General features: G+C 61.9%; 14 protein-coding genes. 5 read left to right on the forward strand and 9 right to left on the reverse strand.

The genetic code is table 11. The annotated features are described in order from the left end of the window. Positions 1-113: 113 nt before the first annotated feature. Positions 114-776 carry a GMP/IMP nucleotidase gene (gene yrfG, locus AC07OV_RS00615; protein ID WP_495091245.1) on the reverse strand — a complete coding sequence of 221 codons (663 nt, stop codon included), beginning with the start codon at positions 774-776 and terminating at the stop codon, positions 114-116. A gap of 87 nt (positions 777-863) precedes the next feature. Between yrfG and nudE the strand changes: the two genes are divergently transcribed. After that, complete coding sequence (nudE, locus tag AC07OV_RS00620; protein WP_176997340.1) at positions 864-1,430, forward strand: ADP compounds hydrolase NudE; 567 nt, start codon at positions 864-866, stop codon at positions 1,428-1,430. After that, the gene (cysQ, locus tag AC07OV_RS00625) at positions 1,427-2,263 is read left to right on the forward strand and encodes a 3'(2'),5'-bisphosphate nucleotidase CysQ (protein WP_494996099.1); all 837 of its coding nucleotides are present in this window, start codon (positions 1,427-1,429) and stop codon (positions 2,261-2,263) included. Before nudE ends, cysQ begins: the two co-directional genes overlap by 4 nt. Positions 2,264-2,372: 109 nt before the next feature. On the opposite strand, the gene AC07OV_RS00630 is transcribed toward cysQ, so the two are convergent. From AC07OV_RS00630 to rfbB, 7 genes are read right to left on the reverse strand one after another with little or no spacing between them, the layout of a single operon-like run. Further along, positions 2,373-2,828: a YiiD C-terminal domain-containing protein gene (locus tag AC07OV_RS00630; RefSeq protein WP_176997338.1), complete on the reverse strand. Its 456-nt coding sequence runs from the start codon at positions 2,826-2,828 to the stop codon at positions 2,373-2,375. Positions 2,829-2,854: 26 nt separating this feature from the next. Beyond that, positions 2,855-4,240, reverse strand: coding sequence for a sigma-54-dependent transcriptional regulator (locus tag AC07OV_RS00635; RefSeq protein ID WP_176997337.1), 1,386 nt, complete (start codon positions 4,238-4,240; stop codon positions 2,855-2,857). Then, entirely contained in the window at positions 4,237-6,045 is a 1,809-nt protein-coding gene (locus AC07OV_RS00640; RefSeq protein WP_176997336.1) for a sensor histidine kinase, read from the reverse strand. The genes AC07OV_RS00635 and AC07OV_RS00640 overlap by 4 nt, the downstream gene beginning before the upstream one ends. A 34-nt stretch (positions 6,046-6,079) precedes the next feature. Then, positions 6,080-6,949 (reverse strand): dTDP-4-dehydrorhamnose reductase, encoded by an 870-nt coding sequence (rfbD, locus tag AC07OV_RS00645; protein ID WP_494996101.1) that lies wholly within the window; start codon positions 6,947-6,949, stop codon positions 6,080-6,082. Then, positions 6,946-7,491, reverse strand: coding sequence for a dTDP-4-dehydrorhamnose 3,5-epimerase (rfbC, locus tag AC07OV_RS00650; RefSeq protein WP_176997334.1), 546 nt, complete (start codon positions 7,489-7,491; stop codon positions 6,946-6,948). Before rfbC ends, rfbD begins: the two co-directional genes overlap by 4 nt. Continuing rightward, complete coding sequence (gene rfbA, locus AC07OV_RS00655) at positions 7,488-8,363, reverse strand: glucose-1-phosphate thymidylyltransferase RfbA (protein WP_259172798.1); 876 nt, start codon at positions 8,361-8,363, stop codon at positions 7,488-7,490. Before rfbA ends, rfbC begins: the two co-directional genes overlap by 4 nt. Continuing rightward, positions 8,360-9,442, reverse strand: coding sequence for a dTDP-glucose 4,6-dehydratase (gene rfbB, locus AC07OV_RS00660; RefSeq protein WP_495091246.1), 1,083 nt, complete (start codon positions 9,440-9,442; stop codon positions 8,360-8,362). Before rfbB ends, rfbA begins: the two co-directional genes overlap by 4 nt. 152 nt (positions 9,443-9,594) lie before the next feature. Here rfbB and AC07OV_RS00665 point away from each other — a divergent pair, with 152 nt between their 5' ends. From AC07OV_RS00665 to AC07OV_RS00675, 3 genes are all read left to right on the forward strand, one after another. Beyond that, entirely contained in the window at positions 9,595-12,498 is a 2,904-nt protein-coding gene (locus AC07OV_RS00665) for an aminotransferase (protein WP_495091247.1), read from the forward strand. Positions 12,499-12,619: 121 nt separating this feature from the next. Then, the gene (aguA, locus tag AC07OV_RS00670) at positions 12,620-13,726 is read left to right on the forward strand and encodes an agmatine deiminase (protein WP_495091248.1); all 1,107 of its coding nucleotides are present in this window, start codon (positions 12,620-12,622) and stop codon (positions 13,724-13,726) included. A gap of 234 nt (positions 13,727-13,960) precedes the next feature. Next, complete coding sequence (locus AC07OV_RS00675; RefSeq protein WP_494996105.1) at positions 13,961-14,179, forward strand: hypothetical protein; 219 nt, start codon at positions 13,961-13,963, stop codon at positions 14,177-14,179. A 94-nt stretch (positions 14,180-14,273) separates the two neighbouring features. Here the strand turns inward: AC07OV_RS00675 and AC07OV_RS00680 are convergent, their stop codons facing one another. Beyond that, positions 14,274-16,361, reverse strand: a complete 2,088-nt coding sequence (locus AC07OV_RS00680) for a TonB-dependent receptor (RefSeq protein WP_495091249.1) — start codon at positions 16,359-16,361, stop codon at positions 14,274-14,276. Between the last annotated feature and the right edge of the window lie 210 nt (positions 16,362-16,571).

The raw sequence follows: 16,571 nt of genomic DNA on the forward strand, positions 1-16,571 counted from the left end.
TCTGTGGGAGCCGGGCTTGCCCGCGATAGCATCGCTGCGGTGTCACTGATACACCGAGGCGTCTGCATCGCGGGCAAGCCCGGCTCCCACAGAGGTCTTCTCCCACATTTGATTCAGAGGCCGGCAATGAGGTCTCGGTAGTCCTCGACGGCTGCAAACTCCGCCGTGTCCTTTGGCCCTTTCTTGCTGTCCGGCTCTTTCACCGCCAGTAGATGCCCCACGCCAAACACCTGGGCACTGCGCAGGATCGGCAAGGTGTCATCAATAAACAGGCTACGCGTCGGGTCGAAGCCGATATCGGCCTGCAGCGCGTCCCAAAACTGCGGGTTTTCCTTGGCGAAACCGTAGTCGTGGGAGCTGATCAACCTTTCGAAATACGGCGCCAATTCGATGCGTTCCAACTTCAATGACAGCGAATCGCGATGAGCGTTGGTGATCAGGATCACCCGCTTGCCAGCCTGCTTGATCGCCGCCAGGAAGGTATCGGCGTCCGGGCGCAGGGCAATGAGGTGTGCGGTTTCCAGCTTCAGTTCGCGCACCGGAATCTTCAATTCGCGGGTCCAGAAGTCCAGGCAATACCATTGCAACTGTCCGGCGTTACGCTCGAACAGCGGCTGCAACTCCATCTCGGCCATCGTACGGCTCACGCCATGCAACTCGGCGTAGCGTTGTGGCAGGTGTTCCATCCAGAAGTGGTTGTCGAAGTGCAGGTCGAGCAGGGTGCCGTCCATGTCCAGCAGGACGGTGTCGATGGCGTGCCAGGGCAGAGAGGGCATGGGCGGTTCTCATGTAAGTAAAGATATCCGACACAGACAATCGGAAAAGCCACGGTATAGTAACCCGATCACGCCAAGGAGCCGCTTATGCGCCAGAAACCCACCGTCCTCGCCCGCGAAATAGTCGCCAGTAGCCGTTTGTTCCGCGTGGAGGAAGTGCAATTGCGCTTTTCCAATGGCGTTGAACGAACCTACGAACGCCTGGTGGGCCGCGGTGCCGGTTATGGCGCAGTGATGATCGTGGCAATGATCGACGCCGATCACGCGTTGCTGGTGGAAGAATACTGCGGCGGTACGGATGAATATGAGTTGTCCCTGCCCAAGGGCCTGATCGAGCCCGGCGAGGATGTGCTGGCGGCGGCGAACCGTGAGCTCAAGGAAGAGGCAGGCTACGGCGCACGTCAGCTGGAACACCTCACCGAGCTTTCGCTGTCACCTGGCTACATGAGCCAGAAAATCCAGGTGGTGCTGGCCACCGACCTCTATGAAGAACGCCTTGAAGGTGACGAGCCCGAGCCGATGCGGGTCGACCGCGTCAACCTGCGGGAGCTGTCGCAACTGGCGCAAAACGAGCAATTCAGCGAAGGCCGCGCCCTGGCCGCGCTGTATCTGGTACGAGACCTGTTGACCCAGCGTGGAGCGTTTATCGCATGAGCGAACTGTTTTTAGGCCACCCTTTTATTGCCCCTGTGATCGAGCTGGCGCGTCAGGCGGGTGAAGCGATCCTGCCCTATTGGCGGGCCGACGTGGCCGTCACGTCCAAGTCTGATGACTCGCCGGTGACGGCAGCAGACCTGGCCGCTCACCACTTGATCCTCGCTGGGCTCACCGCGCTGGACCCGAGCATTCCCGTACTGTCTGAAGAAGACGCCGATATCGACCAAAGCGTGCGCGCCGGTTGGCAGCGCTGGTGGTTGGTGGACCCGCTGGATGGCACCAAGGAATTCATTTCCGGCAGCGAAGAGTTCACCGTCAACGTCGCCCTGATCGAGCAAGGCCGCGTGGTATTTGGCGTGGTGTCGATGCCCACCAGCGGCCGCTGCTACTTTGGCGGTGCGGGCCTTGGGGCATGGCGTTCCGATGTAAATGAGGCGCCCAAGCAGATTCAGGTGCGCCAGACGCCAGCCGCCGGAGAGGCATTTACCGTGGTTGCCAGTCGTCGGCACACCAGCCCTGAGCAGGAGCGTTTGCTGGATGGTTTGAGCGAAGGCCTGGGTGAGCTGAAACTGGCGAATATCGGCAGCTCGCTGAAATTCTGCCTGCTGGCCGAAGGCAGTGCCGATTGCTACCCACGGTTGGCGCCAACGTCGCAGTGGGACACCGCAGCAGCCCAGGGCGTGCTGGAAGGGGCGGGCGGCGAAGTGCTGGAGTTGAGTGGCGAGCCATTCAGCTACCCGGCGCGGGAGTCGTTGTTGAACCCGTTCTTTTTGGCATTGCCGGCGAAGGCGGCTTGGCGGGAGCGGTTGCTGACCCTGGCCCGTTCGTAGACCCCTGTAGGAGCCCGGCTTGCCGGCGATGGCGCCGGCAAGATCGCTGCATGACTTGAATGCCTCATCGCCGGCAAGCCGGCTCCTACAATGGATTGTGTTGTGGCGCTTAGCGGTGCAGGACGTACTGGCCGGTAAACGCTACGGCATGCTCCTCGCTGCCCTCATTCACAATCCACGTCTCCAGCGTCAGCCGTGCACGGCCATAGCGCTTGTAGGTCGCCACAAAGCGTTTCCACACCTTCTCCTCTGGCGCCTGGCACACCACCGTCGCGTCCCGGGTCACGGGCAGCGGATAGCTGATCTGCCCTTCCTGAATCACGATATGCCCGTCTTCAACCCCTTCCTCCCGCAATTGCAGGTGCAACCAACCCCACCCCGCCAGCACGGCACCGCAATAGAGGCTGCCGCCAAACATGGTGCTCTTGTGGTTGATGTTGGCTTGCAAGGGCAGGTGCAGCTGCAATTGGCCGTGTTGCCAGTCGAGCACCTTGAGGCCCATTTCCCGGGTAAGGGGAATGTCGTGGTGAAGGATGGATTCCAGGTAACGGCTGTCGCGGCTCATGGGGGCCTCGTGGCGAGTGGGGTGAGTCATTCGTCGTCGGCGCCATGGTTGGCACTGTCGGCGAAATTAAGGCCGTGCTTGCGCAGTTTGTCGTGCAGGGTCTTGCGTGGCATGCCCAACGCTTCGGCAAGGCTGCGCATGGAGCTGTGAGGGCGGGTCAGTTCGGCGGCGATCAGGCTTTTTTCGAACTGCTCGACTTGCTCGCTAAGGCCACCTTTGGTGGAGGTCAGTACGCCAGCGGACGGGTTGTCCGGTGTCGCATCCAGGGCCAGCTCCAGGCCGAGGGCAAACCGTTCGGCGGCGTTTTGCAGTTCCCGCACATTACCCGGCCAGCTGTGGCGCAGCAGCAGTGCACGCTGGCCCGGCTGCAACTCGTGCAGCGGCAGGCCGTGGCGGCTGCTGGCTTCGTCGGCAAAGTGCTGGAACAGCATCAACGCATCTTCGCCCCGCTCGCGCAGCGGCGGAATGCGCAGCGGCGCAACGTTGAGACGGTAATACAAGTCGGCCCGAAAGCGCCCCTGGTCGGCAGACTGGCGCAGGTCTTCCTTGGTGGCGGCGATGATGCGGATATCCAGCGGGATCAGCTGGTTGCCGCCCAGGCGCTCCACTACGCGTTCCTGCAACAGGCGCAGCAACTTGACCTGCACATCCAGGCTCATGCTTTCGATTTCATCGAGAAACAACGTGCCGCCGTTGGCAAACTCGAACTTGCCGATACGGCGCTTTTGCGCACCGGTAAAGGCGCCAGGCTCGTGACCGAACAGCTCGCTTTCCACCACGGACTCGGCCAGGGCACCGGCGTTGATCGCCACAAACGGCCCGCTGCGCCGGCTCGACAGGTCGTGCAGTGCACGCGCCACTACCTCTTTGCCTGCGCCGGTTTCGCCAAGGATCAATACATCGGCCTTGGTCGCCGCCAGCGCGCCGATCTGCTCGCGCAGGCGCAGCATTTGCGGGGAATGCCCAACCAGGCGCGTGCTCAGTTGCTGACGGTCGCTGAGGGCCAGGCGCAGACTGCGGTTATCCAGCACCAGGCGGCGCAGGGCCAGGGCGCGGCGCACGCTGTCGAGCAAGGCATCGCTGGCGAAGGGTTTTTCCAGGAAGTCATACGCGCCGGCGCGCATGGCCTGTACCGCCAGCGGCACATCACCGTGGCCGGTAATCAGCAGCACCGGCAGCTCCGGGTCCTGGCCGTGCAGTTCGGCCAGCAGCTCCAGGCCGTCCATGCCGGGCATACGGATGTCGCTGACCACCACGCCCGGCCAATCGCGGGACAGGCGCGCGGTGAGGCCGCTGGCTTCGCCCAGGGTCAGGACTTTCAGCCCAGCCAGGTCCAGGGTCTGGCACAGGGCCTGACGCAGGTGTGGATCGTCGTCGATCAACACCACCTGGATCCCGTTATCGATACTCATACACTGCGGTCCTCGGACGGTTGCAGACTGACGCCCGGCGAACCGGCACGCAATTTCAAGGTTAACAGCGCGCCGCCTTCCTTGTGGTTGGCGAACAACAGCTCGCCGCCGAAGGCGCGCATCAACGTGTCACAGATCGCCAGGCCCAACCCCAGGCCCTGGGTGCGGGTCTTGGTGGTGTAGAACGGCTCGCTGGCACGCCCTAAGGCTTCCATGCAAAAGCCCGGGCCATTGTCGCGAATGTACAGGTTGACGCCCTGTTCGGTGGTTTGGGCACTCAACCAGAGTTTACGCGGCGGGCCTTTTTCGGTGAGGGCGTCGAGGGCGTTGGCCAGCAGGTTGCCCAGTACCTGGCGCAAACGGGTTTCACCGGCCTGTACCCACAGGGTTGCTTCCGGCAGGTCACGGATCAGCTCGACTTCCATTGACCGCCGCCGCTTGGCCAACAGTGCCAGCGCATCGTCCAGCGCCGGTTGCAGGGCCACACTCTCGGGCGCATGGCGGTCACGGCGGGCGAAGGCGCGCAGGTGGGCGATGATCGAGGCCATACGCCCGGTCAGTTCGCTGATCAGTTTGAGATTGCCTCGGGCATCGCTGGTGCGTTCGTGGTCGAGCAGGATTTCGGCGTTTTCCGCATAGCTGCGGATCGCCGCCAGGGGCTGGTTGAGCTCATGGCTGATACTCGCCGACATGGTGCCCAGCGCCGACAGCTTGCCGGCCTGCACCAGGTCGTCCTGGGCGCGCACCAGTTCCTGCTGGGCGTGTTCGCGCTCCAGCACTTCCTGTTTGAGGCGCCGGTTGAGGCCCTCCAAGTCGCTGGTACGCTCGACCACACGCATTTCCAGCTCGCGGCGCGCCTTGGCTTCAAAGGCGATGCGTTCCAGGTAGTGCCGACGGCGCTGCATCATCAAGCCCAGCAGCAACATCAGCACCAGCAGGGTGGCGCCGCCGACGGCAACCACCGTGCGCACCGGGCGGCTGATCAGCGAACGAGGGGCGAGGATTTCGACGTTCCAGCCGGTTTCCGCGATGGCCGTGGACTGGCGCAACCAGGCGGTGTTGCTCAGGGCCAGTGGTTGCGGATCACGGGTAGGGTAGGGCTGGATCGCGATGATGGCCTGGCGCTCTTCGGTGGTCAGCGGCCGGGTGGCGCGGAATCGCCATTGAGGGCGCGACGTGAGGATCACCACGCCGTTGTGGTCGGTCACCAGCAGTTGTTCCGGCGTATTGCCCCACAGGCTTTCGGTGTGATCCAGGTCAACCTTGACCACCAGCACGCCGATGATCGTGTCGCCGTCGCGCACGGCGGCGGCGAAGAAGTAACCGCGCTTGGCCGAGGTGGTACCCAGGCCGAAAAACCGCCCCAGGCGGCCGGCCATGGCTTCGCTGAAGTAGGGCCGGAACGAGAAGTTGCGCCCGACAAAGCTGTCCTGTTTGTCCCAGTTGGAGGCGGCAAGGGTCTTGCCGGTGGTGTCCATCAGGTACATCACTTCCACCCCGGCCTGGGCGGCGACGTCCTTGAGCAGCAGGTTGGCGTTGACCAGGTTGGTGCTCACCTGAGGCGCATCCAGCGCAGTGCGCAGGGCGGGCAGGTCGCCGAGGATCTGCGGCAGCACTTCATAGCGGTGCAGGGTACCGAGCAGGTTGGCGACGTACAGGTCGAGGGTCTGGCGGTTCTGCCCGGCCAGTTCGTTGCGGTAATACCGCTCGGCCAGGTGCTCCAGCGGCCACAGCAGCGGCGCCAGGCACAGCGCCAACAGGGCGAGGCTGCGCCAGCGGGGTCTACGTGGAAGGGATGGAGTCATGAGTCATGCGCCTGTGGGTACAGGCGCATTATGCCTAGTGCTGCTGTGCAAGACACTCGCGTAATGCGTCTTGCCACTGCGGTTGGCTGACCTGCCACTGCTGTTGCAGGCGGCTGCAATCGAGGCGTGAGTTTAGCGGGCGCTTGGCCGGCGTCGGGTAGGCGCTGGACGGAATGGCTTCCAGTTCGGCGCAGGCTTTGCCTTGGGCTTTCAGATGCTCGCCGATGGCTTGGGCAAAGCCAAACCAGGAGGTCTCACCCTGGGCCGTCAAATGGTAGATGCCCCAGTCGCCGGGTTGGCCGGCCTGCCAGCGTTCAATCAATGCGCGGGTGCTGTCAGCGATACTCCCGGCCCAGGTCGGCGCACCGATCTGGTCAGCCACGATGCGCATCTGCGGTTTCTCTTGCAGCAGACGTTGCATGGTCAGCAGGAAGTTCTTGCCGTGGCTGGAGTACACCCAGCTGGTGCGCAGGATCAGGTATTCGCCGCCCACCGCAGCAATCGCCTGCTCGCCCGCCAGCTTGCTCTGGCCGTAGACACCCAAGGGGTTGGGCGTGTCGGCTTCGGTGTAGGGCGCCGGTTTGCTGCCGTCGAACACGTAGTCGGTGGAGTAGTGGATCAACGGAATGCCCAGGGCCTTGGCCTCTTCGGCCAAAACACACGGCGCGATGGCGTTGATGGCGAACGCGGCATCTGGTTCGCTCTCGGCCAGGTCCACGGCGGTGTGTGCTGCCGCGTTGATGATCAGGCCAGGGCGTTGGGCGCGTACGTGCTGGCGGATCTGCTCGGCGTCTGCCAGGTCCAACTGGTCGCGCCCCAGCACGATGAGTTCACCGAGGCCCTGGAGCCGCTGTTGCAGCTCGCGGGAAACTTGGCCGTGCTGGCCGGTGATGAGAATTCTCATGGGAACAGGTCGGCGTCTTTCAGGCTTTTACCGTTCTGGTCCTTGGCGGACAAGGTCGGTGTGCCGTTCAGTTGCCAATCGATATTGAGGTCGGGGTCGTCCCAACGAATGCAGCGTTCGGCCGTCGGGGTGTAGTAGTCGGTGGTTTTGTAGAGGAATTCAGCGTAGTCGCTAAGCACCACAAAGCCATGGGCAAACCCCGGTGGAATCCACAGTTGCCGATTGTTCTCGGCAGACAACCGCACGCTGGCCCATTGGCCAAAGTGAGGTGAACTGCGGCGAATATCCACTGCTACGTCCAAAACTTCACCCGCTGTTACACGCACCAGTTTCCCCTGGGCGTGTTCAACCTGGTAGTGCAGGCCACGCAGCACACCCTTTTGTGAGCGTGAATGGTTGTCCTGCACGAATTGCTGCTGCAGCCCTGTGGCTTGGGCGAACGCCCGGGCGTTAAAACTCTCGTAGAAAAAGCCGCGTTCATCGCCAAAAACCTTCGGCTCGATGATCAATACACCGGGCAACTCAGTGGCGGTCACATTCATATGGTTTCCCCTGCGAGTGTGAACAGGTATTGACCATAGCCGGTTTTGCCAAAGTACTTGGCACGCTCCAGCAGGTGGTCACGGTCGATCCAGCCATTTTCGTAGGCGATTTCTTCGAGACAGGCGACTTTCAGGCCCTGGCGATGCTCGATGGTCTGCACATAGGTCGATGCTTCGAGCAGGCTGTCGTGGGTGCCGGTGTCGAGCCAGGCAAAGCCACGGCCGAAGCGTTCTACGTGCAGATCGCCACGCTTGAGGTAGGCGTTGTTGACGTCGGTGATCTCCAACTCGCCACGGGGCGAAGGCTTGACTGCCTTGGCGATCTTGATCACATCGTTGTCGTAGAAGTACAGGCCGGTCACGGCATACGGCGACTTGGGCTTGGCCGGTTTCTCTTCGATGGACAGGGCGCGGCCTTCCTTGTCGAAGTCGATCACGCCGAAGCGTTCCGGGTCCTTGACCCAGTAGCCGAACACGGTAGCGCCGGACGGGCGTTCGGCGGCGGTACGCAACTGGTCGCCGAAGTGCTGGCCGTGGAAGATGTTGTCACCGAGGATCAGGCATACCGGGTCATCGCCAATGAATTCCTCGCCGATCAGGAAGGCCTGGGCCAAGCCATCCGGCGTCGGCTGCTCGGCGTAGGTGAAGCGCACGCCGAACTGGCTGCCATCGCCCAGCAGGTTGCGGTACTGGGGCAAGTCCAGCGGGGTGGAAATCACCAGAATGTCCTTGATGCCGGCCAGCATCAACACCGAGATCGGGTAATAGATCATCGGTTTGTCGTACACCGGCAACAGTTGCTTGGACACGCCCAGGGTAATGGGGTGCAAACGGGTGCCGGAGCCACCGGCCAATACGATTCCTTTCATCATGCAATCAGATCCTTCATGTCGGTGTTGCCCAATCGTTCGCCTTGATAACTGCCGTCCTGGACCCTGCGGCACCATTCCAGGTTATCGAGGTACCACTGCACGGTCTTGCGCAGCCCGGTGTCGAAGGTTTCTTGCGGGACCCAGCCCAGCTCGCGTTCGATCTTGCTGGCGTCGATCGCATAGCGCTGGTCGTGGCCCGGGCGGTCCTTGACGAAGGTGATCAGGTCGGTGAATTTTTCCACGCCGGCCGGGCGCTGGGGCGCCAGTTCTTCGAGCAAGCCACAGATGCCGCGTACCACGTCGATGTTCTTTTGCTCGTTATGCCCGCCGATGTTGTAGGTCTCGCCTACCACACCGTCGGTGACGACCTTGAGCAGCGCGCGCGCGTGGTCCTCGACGAACAGCCAGTCGCGCACCTGCAAACCGTCGCCGTACACCGGCAGCGGCTTGCCCGCGAGGGCGTTGAGGATCACCAGCGGGATCAGCTTCTCGGGGAAATGGAACGGCCCGTAGTTGTTCGAGCAATTGGTCAACAGCACCGGCAAGCCGTAAGTGCGCTGCCAGGCGCGGACCAGGTGGTCGGACGCTGCCTTGCTGGCTGAGTAAGGCGAGCTTGGGGCGTAGGGCGTGGTCTCGGTGAACAGGTCGTCCACGCCATGCAGGTCGCCATACACTTCGTCGGTGGAAATATGGTGGAAGCGGAACGCACGTCTGGCGGGCTCGTCGAGTTTCTGCCAATAGGCACGGGTGGCTTCCAGCAGGCTGTAGGTACCGACGATGTTGGTCTGGATGAAGTCCGATGGGCCGTCAATGGAACGGTCCACATGGGACTCGGCCGCCAGGTGCATGATCGCGTGGGGCTCAAAGCGCGCCAGTACGGCGCTGACGGTGGCCTGGTCGATGATGTCGGCCTGCACAAATTCGTAGCGGCTGTTGGACGCGATGCTGGTCAGCGACTCGAGGTTGCCAGCGTAGGTGAGCTTGTCCAGGTTGAGCACTTCGTGCTCGGTGTGTTGGATCAGGTGACGGATCAGGGCGGAGCCGATGAAGCCGGCGCCACCGGTGATGAGAATGCGCATGTCGAGGGCCTTTTCCTTAGACGGACACTTGGCGAATGAAGCATAGCTTGAGTTGTGAATCGGGCCGGTGCAAGCGCGATATACGGGGAGGGGTTGCTTAACCCCCCATAACAGTGGCGATATAGACGCCTAAAAAAACAGAGGTCGTCACAATGCTGCTCGCCACGTTGATCCATCGCGCCAGTTTGCCTTGCCCGCAAGTGGGCCCTGATCAGGCAGCCCAGCTGCTGTTGCAGCATTACGACCTCGCTGGCACGTTGCAGTCCTTGGGCAGCCAGCAGGACCTCAATTACAAGATCGACAGCACCCGTGGTCGATTTGTTCTGAAAATCTGCCGGGGCGACTATGCCGCCGTGGAGCTTGAGGCCCAGCATGCGGCCCTTGAATACCTGCAGGGCCAATTGCGTGTCCCAAAGGTGATTGCGGCTAAGACAGGTGAAGCGTTACTGACCGAGAGCATTGGCGGCCAAACCGTTCACTTGCGGCTGCTCGACTATATCGATGGCGAGCCATTGACCCACCTCCCGCACCTGGGCCGCGATGTGATCGCAGGCTTTGGCGAACTGTGCGGGCGGATGAGCCTGGCGTTGGCCGATTTCACGCACCCCGGCCTGGAACGTACCCTGCAATGGGACCCGCGCCACGCCCTGGAACTGATCACCCACCTGCTGGCGACCCTGCAAGACTTGCCCCATCGTGCCGCGCTGGAACAGGTGGCCGAACACGTGGACGCCGCCATCCGGCCGTTGGCCCCGCGCCTGCCCTGGCAAGCGGTGCACATGGATATCACCGACGACAATGTGGTGTGGCAGCGCGACGCCCAGCGGCGTTGGCAGGTCCAGGGCGTGATTGATTTTGGCGACCTGGTGCACACCTGGCGTATTGCCGACCTGTCGGTGACCTGCGCGGCGCTGCTGCACCATGCCGAGGGCGATCCGTTTGCCATTTTGCCGGCGATCCAGGCCTGTCACGCGGTCACGCCGTTGCTGCGCGAAGAGTTGCAAGCGCTGTGGCCGTTGATTGTCGCCCGCGCGGCGGTGCTGGTGTTGAGCAGCGAGCAACAGCAACGGCTGGACCCGGACAACACGTATCTACTGAAAAACGCCGAGCACGAGTGGGAAATCTTCCACGTTGCGACGTCGGTGCCGTTTGAACTGATGGAGGCGGCAATCCTGCGTTGCGTTGGCGAGACGTTGCCAACGATAGCCAACCAGGATTTCGCACCGTTGCTGCCAGGCCTGGTCGGGCGTGAGTTTGCGTTGATCGACCTGGGCGTGCTCAGCCCGCATTTTGAGGCGGGTAATTGGGAGCAACCGGGCATCGACCGGCATTTATTGGATGAAGCCGCGAGGGTGCACGGGCTTGCGGCCAGCCGTTATGGGCAATACCGCTTGTCGCGCACTTGCCCGGACAGTGCCGTTGAGCCGCAGACATTGCCTTTGCACGTGGAACTGCATCTTTCCCACGGCACCGTGTTGGAAGCCCCGTTCGCCGGGACGCTTCACTTGGGGGCTGACGGTTTGCTGTGCTTGCACGGCGCCCAGGCGAGCCTGCGCCTGTGGGGAGGAAAAACCACGCTGGCTCAAGGCTCGACATTGGTGAAGGGGCAGGTACTGGGTGAGGTCCAGGCTCCGCTGATCGTCCAGTTGTGCCTTGGCGACCTTGAGCCGCCCTTGTTCTGCACACCGTCCCGGGCCGCGGCGTGGCAGGCGCTGTGCCCCTCGCCGGCCGAGCTGCTGGGGTTGGCCTGTGATGCCGAGCCCGAACTCGACCCTGAGGCTCTGTTGGCGAGGCGCGACGCCAGCTTCGCCCGCTCGCAGAAACACTATTACGTCGACCCGCCGCGCATCGAGCGCGGGTGGCGCAATCACTTGATCGACATGCAGGGCCGGTCCTATCTGGACATGCTCAACAACGTGGCGGTGCTGGGGCATGGCCATCCGCGCATGGCGGCAGTGGCGGCGCGGCAATGGTCGCTGCTCAATACCAACTCGCGTTTTCACTATGCAGCGATTGCCGAGTTTTCCGAACGCTTGCTGGCGCTGGCGCCGGAGGGCATGGACCGAGTGTTCCTGGTCAACAGCGGCACCGAGGCCAACGATCTGGCGATCCGCCTGGCCTGGGCCTACAGCGGCGGTCGCGACATGCTCAGCGTGCTGGAGGCGTATCACGGCTGGTCGGTGGCGGCGGATGCGGTGTCCACCTCGATTGCCGACAACCCCCAGGCCCTGAGCAGCCGCCCGGAGTGGGTGCACCCTGTGACGGCGCCGAATACCTATCGTGGTGAGTTCCGTGGGCAGGACAGCGCCCCGGATTACGTGCGAAGCGTGGAACACAACCTGGCGAAAATCGCCGCGAGCAAACGCCAATTGGCCGGTTTCATCTGTGAGCCGGTGTATGGCAATGCCGGTGGCATCTCCTTGCCACCCGGTTACTTGCAGCAGGTGTACGGGTTGGTGCGCGCTAAGGGCGGTGTGTGCATTGCCGATGAGGTGCAGGTGGGTTACGGCCGCATGGGGCACTTTTTCTGGGGCTTCGAGGAGCAGGGCGTGGTGCCCGACATCATCACCATGGCCAAAGGCATGGGCAACGGCCAGCCGTTGGGCGCGGTGATTACCCGGCGCGAAATCGCCGAGGCGCTGGAGGCCGAAGGGTATTTCTTCTCGTCGTCAGGCGGTAGTCCAGTCAGTTGCCGGATTGGCATGGCGGTGCTGGATGTCATGGAAGAAGAAAAGCTGTGGGAAAACGCCCAGGTGGTCGGTGGGCATTTCAAGGCGCGCCTGGAAGCACTGATCGATCGTCACCCCTTGGTGGGGGCGGTCCACGGTTCCGGCTTCTACTTGGGCCTGGAGCTGGTGCGTAATCGACAAACCCTGGAACCAGCGACTGAAGAAACCGCGCTGCTGTGCGATCGCCTGCGCGAGCTGGGGATCTTCATGCAGCCGACGGGCGACTACCTGAACATCCTCAAGATCAAGCCGCCGATGGTCACGACCCAACGCAGCGTGGATTTCTTTGTCGACATGCTGTCGAAGGTGCTGGATGAGCAGTTGTAGATAGTCGATTGTTATCGGCTATTTAATGTCATATTTCGCCTTTATTATTTTTTGTCGCTTCTAAAGCCGATTTATATCCGTTATAAAGTCGGCATTTACCCCATTTGGAGTCTTGAACGCCATGACCACCCTGCACAGCACGCCCCGCGCCGATGGCTTTCATATGCCTGCCGAGTGGGCGCCACAGACCCAAACCTGGATGATCTGGCCCGAGCGCCCAGACAACTGGCGCCTGGGCGGCAAGCCGGCGCAGGCGGCGCATGTCGCGGTGGCCAAGGCGATTGCGCGTTTTGAGCCGGTGACCGTGGCAGTCTCTGCTGGCCAGTACGAAAACGCTCGCGCACGCCTGGATGTGCCCAATATCCGTGTGGTGGAAATGTCCAATGATGACGCCTGGGTGCGCGATACCGGCCCGACGTTCGTCATCAATAACAGTGGCGAAGTGCGCGGCGTGAACTGGGATTTCAACGCCTGGGGCGGTTTTGAGGGTGGCTTGTATGCACCGTGGAACCGTGACTCCCAGGTAGGCGGCAAGATTCTCGAGATCGAGCGCGCACCGCGTTATCGCACCGAAGGTTTTGTGCTGGAAGGTGGTTCGATCCACGTCGACGGCGAAGGTACGGTGATCACCACCGAAGAGTGCCTGTTGAACCACAACCGCAACCCGCACCTGAACCGTGGGGAAATCGAGGCGGTGCTCAGCGCCAACCTGGCGGTGGATAAGGTCATCTGGCTGCCGGATGGCCTGTTCAACGACGAAACCGACGGCCATGTGGATAACTTCTGCTGCTACGTGCGCCCCGGCGAAGTGCTGCTGGCCTGGACCGATGACCCGCAAGACCCGAACTACGCTCGCTGCCACGCCGCCATGGACGTGCTGCAAAGCAGCACTGACGCCAAGGGCCGCTCGTTCACAGTGCACAAGATGCCGATTCCGGGGCCGCTGTATGCCACCGAAGAAGAATGCGCGGGCGTGGACCCGGTGGACGGCAGCCAGGAGCGTAACCCGACCGTGCGCCTGGCCGGTTCCTACGTCAACTTCCTGATCGTCAACGGCGGCATCATCGCCCCGAGCTTCGACGACCCGCTGGACAGCCAGGCCAAGGAAATCCTGCAGAACCTGTTCCCGCAGCACGAAGTGGTGATGGTGCCGGGCCGTGAACTGTTACTGGGTGGCGGCAATATCCATTGCCTGACCCAACAACAGCCAGCCCCGCACAAAAACTGAGTGCAGTTGTAACAACGCCTGACCGGCGATCGGGTGCTACTCGGTTTCAGCGCCTACAGCAAGCCCGCGGCCTAGCAAGGTCGCGGGCTTTTTTGTGTCCGAATGCCCATAAACACGGGACATTGGCATAGCTCTTGTATCGGTGTTGCGACAGTGACCCAAGGTGATGACTGCGCAGTTCTGTCACAAACCTTGAGTAAGTTAGCCGCTCACGCAGTAGGAGAGAGCGCTGAAATGAATGCCGATATCAACCTGATGTACACGCGCACGTTCCACCCACTGCGGGTCAACGGTGACGCAATCCACGCGCTGGCGCTCTGGTTGAAGGCAAATGGCTCGCGGCAGATCAGGCAACAGCCTGACCTGCGCAGTGTGATGAGCGAACGTTACCCGGTGGGGTTGTTCAGCGAAGATGAAGTGCACGCCTTGTGCGAATTGATGGCGCCTTTGTAGGAGCCGGCTTGCTGGCGATGTTGGCAGTTAAATCACTGCAAGGCTTCAGGCCGCCATCGCCGGCAAGCCGGCTCCTACGAGGGAGTGGTGTGCGTTAGAAGCTGTAGGTGCCCGTTACGACGAGGCTGCGCGGTTCACCCGGTTGGATCTGCGCCACGCTGGTCGCCGAGGCGTAGTAGTTTTTGTCGGCGATGTTGTTCAGCGCCGCGCGCACATCCCATTCCTTCTGGCGCAAGCCGACCAACGCATCCCATCGGCCATAACCCGGCAACACCACGGTGTTGAGGTTGTCGGCATAACGATCGCCCACCAGGGTCAGGCCGGTTTCGGCGTACCAGCCCATTTCCGGTTTCCAGGTGAGGAACAGGCTGCCATTGCGCTTGGCCACATCGCTGACGCGCTTGCCTTCAAAGCCGTTGTTGTCCTTCTCGACCTTGGCATCTTGCAGGCCGATGCCGCCGCGCACATACCAGTTGCCGACGATCTTGCCTGTGGCCGTCAGCTCCACGCCGCGTGAGCGCTGCAGGCCGGTGAGCAGGGTGATGGTGCGGTTCAGCGGGTCGGCGGTGCGTCGGTTGTAGAGTTCCAATTCGTACACGGCCAGGGTGGTACTCAGGCGATCGTCGAGCCAGTCGCTCTTGACCCCGATTTCCTTTTGTTTGGTCAGCTCGGGGCTCAGGTCGTTGACGCTGCCGGCCGCGTTTGGAGTGATACCGATCAAGCCGCCGCCTGCTGGCGAGAAGGTCTTGCTCCACGAGGCATAGAACGAGTGATGCTCCACCGGCGTCCATACCACGCCGACACGCGGGCTGGTGCTGTGGCTCTCGACGGCTTGCTGGGTGTTGAGAATCTTGTTGGTGGTGTCCACTTCGAAGTGGTCGTAACGCAAGCCACCGAGCAATTGCCACTGGTCATTGAGGCGCAGCTGGTCCTGCACATACAGCGCGCGGCTTTCGACTTGGGTGTGGTTGTTGCTGGAGACGCTCATGCGTCCGGTATGGCGCAGGTTGCGGTTGGGGTGGTTGAGGTCCAGGCTCGGCACGGCCTGCCGACCGGGGCCGCTGGTAGCCGCGGTGTAGAGTTTTGGGTCACGGCGCTGGCTGCCCAGCTCAAGGCCGGTGAGCAGGCGATGCTCCAGGCCGTAAGTGTCGAAGCCGCCTTCCAGTTCAAGGTTGTTGAACACGTTGCGGGTGTTCAGGTCCTGCTGCCAGTGTTGGCGCGTGACCTGGTTGGTCGCGGCGGAGTAGCCGGTCTGGTAGGTGTTATCGAAATCGCTGTTGAGCTTGAACACGCCCAGGGTATGGCGCAGTTGCCAGTTGTTGTTCAGCTCGTAGGCGAGTTTGGAACGCAGGGACTGGGATTTGTCGTCGATGTAGTCGTGGTTATCGAAGTAGGTGGTGCTACGGCTCACATCCGCCGGCCGGCCGTTGACCCCAGGGATGCCTCGGTCGGGTGTGCGGTTGTAGCGGCTGTATTCGTATTGCACCAGCCAGTTCAGGTCGGGCGTGAGCTGCCAACTCATGGACGGCGCGAACAACTGGCGGTTGCCACTGACGCCATCGCGGAAGCTGTTGTTGTCCTGGTTGCCCATGTTCAGGCGCAGGCTGATGTTTTCGGTGGGGTCGGTGCTGAGGTCGGCGTACAGGCTGCGCAAATCATCGCTGCCGCCCTGGGCTTCGATGCTCGATTTGTGCCCGGCTTGGGGCAGCTTGCTCACACGGTTGACGATCCCTCCCTGGCCGCCTCGCCCGTAAAGCACTGCCGCTGGCCCCTTGAGCACTTCGATGCGCTCGATGTTGTGCAGGTCGCGCACGTATTGGCTGTCGTCTCGAATGCCGTCGAGATAGAAGTCATTGCTGGCGTCAAAACCGCGGATGCGCAGGCTGTCGAAACGCGTGTCGGCGCCGCTGCTCACGTTGGGGATGCCGCTCAGTGCCTGGCCCAGGTCATTGGTGCCGTAGGAACGCAGGCTTTCGGTTTTCACCGAGTCGATCGCCTGGGGGACATAACGCACCGAGGTGGCGGTGCGGGTGGCGGTGTTGGTTTCCCTGACGCGTGGGTCGTCTTCGTCAGCTTCTGCGCTGACTGAGGTTTCAGGCAAAACCGTGGCCGCACAGGCAAAACCGGCAGACAGCAAAACAGAAAGCCCAAGGGTGATGGGCGTCAGGCGATAGGCAGGCATGAAGGCATGTATCCAGAAAGTTTGGGAGGGAAAAATGCGCGCGAATGGTAATGCTTTGCATTTGCGCGCGTTATCCATTACCAAAGATGTCGTCTGGAAATGTGTTACCGCATGTGTTTTTTGGGGGTATTTGGAAGGATTACGGACTTTTCGCGACCTGCCGTAGGACGTTGCTTAGAATTATTTCGCCTAAATACAGACGATTCACGA

It is taken from the genome of Pseudomonas sp. GW821-FHT09A09 (assembly GCF_059418405.1).

What these genes read in the sequence shown, in the direction of transcription:
- yrfG (WP_495091245.1), bottom strand. Translation starts at nt 776, where the DNA reads ATGCCCTCTCTGCCCTGGCACGCCATCGACACCGTCCTGCTGGACATG.
- nudE (WP_176997340.1), top strand. Translation starts at nt 864, where the DNA reads ATGCGCCAGAAACCCACCGTCCTCGCCCGCGAAATAGTCGCCAGTAGC.
- cysQ (WP_494996099.1), top strand. Translation starts at nt 1,427, where the DNA reads ATGAGCGAACTGTTTTTAGGCCACCCTTTTATTGCCCCTGTGATCGAG.
- AC07OV_RS00630 (WP_176997338.1), bottom strand. Translation starts at nt 2,828, where the DNA reads ATGAGCCGCGACAGCCGTTACCTGGAATCCATCCTTCACCACGACATT.
- AC07OV_RS00635 (WP_176997337.1), bottom strand. Translation starts at nt 4,240, where the DNA reads ATGAGTATCGATAACGGGATCCAGGTGGTGTTGATCGACGACGATCCA.
- AC07OV_RS00640 (WP_176997336.1), bottom strand. Translation starts at nt 6,045, where the DNA reads ATGACTCCATCCCTTCCACGTAGACCCCGCTGGCGCAGCCTCGCCCTG.
- rfbD (WP_494996101.1), bottom strand. Translation starts at nt 6,949, where the DNA reads ATGAGAATTCTCATCACCGGCCAGCACGGCCAAGTTTCCCGCGAGCTG.
- rfbC (WP_176997334.1), bottom strand. Translation starts at nt 7,491, where the DNA reads ATGAATGTGACCGCCACTGAGTTGCCCGGTGTATTGATCATCGAGCCG.
- rfbA (WP_259172798.1), bottom strand. Translation starts at nt 8,363, where the DNA reads ATGATGAAAGGAATCGTATTGGCCGGTGGCTCCGGCACCCGTTTGCAC.
- rfbB (WP_495091246.1), bottom strand. Translation starts at nt 9,442, where the DNA reads ATGCGCATTCTCATCACCGGTGGCGCCGGCTTCATCGGCTCCGCCCTG.
- AC07OV_RS00665 (WP_495091247.1), top strand. Translation starts at nt 9,595, where the DNA reads ATGCTGCTCGCCACGTTGATCCATCGCGCCAGTTTGCCTTGCCCGCAA.
- aguA (WP_495091248.1), top strand. Translation starts at nt 12,620, where the DNA reads ATGACCACCCTGCACAGCACGCCCCGCGCCGATGGCTTTCATATGCCT.
- AC07OV_RS00675 (WP_494996105.1), top strand. Translation starts at nt 13,961, where the DNA reads ATGAATGCCGATATCAACCTGATGTACACGCGCACGTTCCACCCACTG.
- AC07OV_RS00680 (WP_495091249.1), bottom strand. Translation starts at nt 16,361, where the DNA reads ATGCCTGCCTATCGCCTGACGCCCATCACCCTTGGGCTTTCTGTTTTG.